This window comes from Patescibacteria group bacterium, assembly GCA_018896645.1.
Classification (GTDB): domain Bacteria; phylum Patescibacteriota; class Patescibacteriia; order UBA2591; family JABMQE01; genus JAHIMF01.
In genome coordinates, this window is sequence record JAHIMF010000090.1 from 1 (window position 1) to 3,765 (window position 3,765).

Here is a 3,765-nt window from a genome sequence, read left to right on the forward strand (position 1 = left end):
ACAATGGTTATCCCTCCTGTCTCGCCATTACCCACATTTAAGCGATTCCTCGCTCCGTCCCGACTGCGGTCGTGACTCCGTTCGGAATGACAAAACGACTGGTCAAAATGACAAAAAGCGTTATTTCGTAATTGAAAGTAACTTATATTAACCTTATTAACCATTGTATTAACTCTATCAACAATCAACCTAAAAAACAATAAATTACTATGAGTTACGCGAAGCCGCCCGCAGGCGGCTGAGCTTATTACTATGAGTTACTATCGTATTACAATCGTATTACAAAACCTTGTTCATACATCAAAATGTCAATCCCCGCCCCTCGTAATCCTCTCCACAATCCCCGCCAATTCCTCATCACTATAAAACTCAATCATTACCATTCCCCTTCCCCCTTTTTTGCGAATCCGGACCCGGGTGCCCAAAGCACTTTGCAAGCGCTCTTCTTTTTCCAAAACATTGGGGTCAGTCACGCCTCGACGGACAATTTTTTTCTTGGAAACCCGAGCTGCCTCCATCTCGGCCTCGTTGGCAGAAAATTTCTTTTCTAAAATCTGATTAAGGAACAGAAGCTGCTTGTCTTTATTGTCTAGGCTTAAAACAGCCCGAGCGTGGCCTTCAAAAATCTTACCCTCTAGCAATGCTTTTTTAGCCTCGTCTGGTAGTTTTAATAACCGCAAAGCATTAGCAATAACTGTCCGGCCCTTGCCAACCCGCTTGCCCAATTCCTCCTGGGTTAAACCAAATTCTTCAAGCAACTGGGCATAAGCTTGAGCCCGCTCTAAAGGATTTAAATCCTGGCGCTGGATATTTTCAATCAAAGAAAGTTCCAGTCTCTCCATCTGTTTGCCGGTGCGCAAAATCACGGGCACGGTTTTAAGCCCCAATTCTTGAGATGCCCTTAAGCGCCGCTCGCCCGCAATCAGCTGATAAATGCCATTGGGTTCCTCGGTAGCAATCAAGGGTTCTAAAATGCCATGCTGTTTGATTGAATCTGCTAAGTCCTTCATTGCTTGATTATCAAAAATTTTCCGCGGCTGCAAAGAATTGGGCTTGATTTTACCGGGCGAAATTTGGTAAACTCTTTCTCCGAGGCGAACATCAGACGGGCCCTCTTCTTTTAGCCCCGCTCCAGATGGTGTTTGATTTTTTGCAGGAATAAGGGAGGCTAACCCCCTGCCTAGTCCATTAGACATAGTTTGAATATTTACTATTTATTATTTACTATTTACTATTCTTTTTTACTGCGCTTCGCTTTTATTAAATTTATTGATTTATTAACTTTATTAACTATTTTACCTGTCCCGAGTGAAGCCGAGGGATTAACTCTATCAATTTACGACTTTCTTAATTTCCTGATAACGAAGCTCGCTGCGGCTCGCTTCGTCACTCCCACCCGTCTCTAATATCCAAACCCTAAACAAATTCAAATTTTAAATGACTAAAATTAAAAACACTTGTTTTGAACATTTGAATTTTGGATTTTGACATTGTTTAGGATTTAGAGCTTGTCGTAAAATTATTCGTGTATAAATTCGTGATTAGTGAAATTCGTGTGCAGATTCGTGTAATATTCGTGATTCTCACTTTTCCATCTCCAGCAACTCTCCGGCTAATCGTTCGTAAGACCGAGCGCCTTTGGAGTATGGCGCGTACTCAATAATCGTCTGCCCATAACTGGGCGCTTCGGCTAAAACCGTGTCCCGAGGAATAATGGTTCTAAAAATCTTATTAGGAAAATACTGATAAAGCTCGCGCAGCACTTCTTGCGACAATCTGTTTTTTCGAGTGTACATAGTAATCACTGCCCCCAGAATTCCTAAATTAGGCTTTAGATTGCTTTGAACTAAATTGATTGTATATAAAAGCTGACCTAATCCTTCCAACGCGTAATATTCTGATTGTACTGGTATTAAAATTTCGTCAGCAGCCACCAGGCCGTTTACAGTCAAGAGAGCTAATGAGGGCGGACAATCAATAAAAATATAATCATACTCATCCTGAACGCTCCGAACCAACTCTTCTAATAAAAACTCCCGATTTTCAACGTTCACTAATTCTATATTGGCGCCAGCCAAAGAAATAGTTGCCGGCGCAACCTTTAAAAAATCTTGTTTAGTATTAATAATAATTTTTCTAAAACCCACCTGTCCGGCCAAAGCCTCGTAAAGTCCGTTGGCCAGTTCCTGATGTTTAATTCCTAATCCTGATGTTGCATTGGCTTGGGGATCAATATCCACAACCAAAATACGCCGGCCAGCTTGCGCCAGATAAGCGGCCAGATTAATCGCGGTGGTGGTTTTACCGACCCCGCCTTTTTGATTGACTATTGAGATGATGTTCGCCATCTTACACTTAGAATCTAATTTGTTTATAAAACAAAGTTCAATCTCATTTAAAACTGCTCCCATTGTTCGATTGTTCCATTGTTCTATTATTATGACTACAACCCAAAAAAGCAATTGAACAATAGAGCAATCGAACAATGACACCTTGGTAATCGATCCTGACAAATAATAATCCACTTCTAATATAAAAACCCTTCCCTGCCATTATTATACCTTAAATTTCTTTGACAAACAAGTGAAAATGGGGTAAAATACGATTATCGCGCCGAAGTGGCGGAACTAGGTAGACGCGCTGGATTCAAAATCCAGTGGTGGCAACACCATGTGGGTTCGATTCCCACCTTCGGCACCAAACTATAACAATAATGAACAACAATTGACTCCATTCTCTTGTCTTGATAAAATGTAAATAATGAAAGCTATGCTCCACCTTGCTTTAACTATTATCCATAAAGTTGAATATCTACTAACTTGGAATATCCAACATCTGGCTCATCCGATTAAAAGAAAAATGTTTAGGGATTATAATATTTCAAAAAATCTTTATGTTACAGAAATTGTTACGCCCCAAGAATTAAATTATAAAATCAATAACACCAATTAAAAATATGTGTATCCAATCATATTACAACTATAAGCAAGAACAAGATGAGATAGAACTGGATCTATTATCAGAAATTAAGGAGTTTGGCGTTGACGAATGGAACAAGAGGACTAAAGAAGCAAGGAAGAAAATTAATAAAACTTTGCCAAAAAACGCAAAGTAATTTTAGATTAAACCTAAATTGCTTTTAAGTTTTAATTGTAAATTTCTTATGATAACAAAAATTAAAATCTTCTTTTTTGTCGGGCTTTCCTTTTTTTTAATGCCAATGCCAATTAGTTTGGCTTGGCAGACAACTGTCCATACGGAAATCCAAGTATTTATTGAAAAAGACAATAATCCTTATAATCAACCAGTTGATTTTGCAATTACATGTTATGGTTATGATGATATCAGTCATTCTAGTTTACCCAAATTCCTTCTTAAGATACAGAAACTCTATATAGCCATTAGAAAAGCGCTTAATTTACCCGCCAAAATTTATTCATTACAAGCCCACTGTCCAGCATATGGTTGCAAAATTTATGATCCTTTAAGCGTCTATTCAAAATTAACTGAATATTGTAAATTTTCTAGCGTAATTAATGGAAATGAAATTAGAGTAAAAAAATCAGTAACTCAACCAAGCGACTTCTTCTCTTGCGAGACATTGGGTCTCGTCTGGTTCTCGGGGGGTGATATTAAGGGAGAAAAAATATTCATGAAAGATGACGAAGAATTGCCGATAGATGGTCCGCGAGTAGAAAAAGATAGTGCTGGTGAACCAATAGAACGAAGATGTGCGTTTAAGATTGATATTTCTCAAACAAAAAA

At 38.6% G+C, this 3,765-nt stretch carries 5 protein-coding genes and 1 tRNA gene; 4 read left to right on the forward strand and 2 right to left on the reverse strand.

Features of this window, described 5'->3' with window-relative positions; genetic code table 11:
- Nucleotides 1-308: 308 nt before the first annotated feature.
- Nucleotides 309-1,196 carry a ParB/RepB/Spo0J family partition protein gene (locus KKD20_06805; GenBank protein MBU4332784.1) on the reverse strand — a complete coding sequence of 296 codons (888 nt, stop codon included), beginning with the start codon at nt 1,194-1,196 and terminating at the stop codon, nt 309-311.
- 387 nt (nt 1,197-1,583) lie between these two features.
- Nucleotides 1,584-2,348 (reverse strand): AAA family ATPase, encoded by a 765-nt coding sequence (locus tag KKD20_06810; GenBank protein MBU4332785.1) that lies wholly within the window; start codon nt 2,346-2,348, stop codon nt 1,584-1,586.
- A 264-nt stretch (nt 2,349-2,612) separates the two neighbouring features.
- Here KKD20_06810 and KKD20_06815 point away from each other — a divergent pair.
- The 4 genes from KKD20_06815 to KKD20_06830 form a co-directional block, all read left to right on the forward strand.
- Nucleotides 2,613-2,700: transfer RNA gene (locus tag KKD20_06815), tRNA-Leu, on the forward strand.
- Nucleotides 2,701-2,769: 69 nt separating this feature from the next.
- Nucleotides 2,770-2,952, forward strand: a complete 183-nt coding sequence (locus KKD20_06820) for a hypothetical protein (protein MBU4332786.1) — start codon at nt 2,770-2,772, stop codon at nt 2,950-2,952.
- 4 nt (nt 2,953-2,956) lie between these two features.
- Nucleotides 2,957-3,115 (forward strand): hypothetical protein, encoded by a 159-nt coding sequence (locus KKD20_06825; GenBank protein ID MBU4332787.1) that lies wholly within the window; start codon nt 2,957-2,959, stop codon nt 3,113-3,115.
- 48 nt (nt 3,116-3,163) lie between these two features.
- The coding region (locus KKD20_06830; GenBank protein ID MBU4332788.1) for a hypothetical protein at nt 3,164-3,765 on the forward strand (602 nt) is incomplete at its 3' end.

Bases quoted from the DNA above. Each gene is read 5' to 3' on its own strand.
- KKD20_06805 (MBU4332784.1), bottom strand. From the start codon at position 1,196: ATGTCTAATGGACTAGGCAGGGGGTTAGCCTCCCTTATTCCTGCAAAA.
- KKD20_06810 (MBU4332785.1), bottom strand. From the start codon at position 2,348: ATGGCGAACATCATCTCAATAGTCAATCAAAAAGGCGGGGTCGGTAAA.
- KKD20_06820 (MBU4332786.1), top strand. From the start codon at position 2,770: ATGCTCCACCTTGCTTTAACTATTATCCATAAAGTTGAATATCTACTA.
- KKD20_06825 (MBU4332787.1), top strand. From the start codon at position 2,957: ATGTGTATCCAATCATATTACAACTATAAGCAAGAACAAGATGAGATA.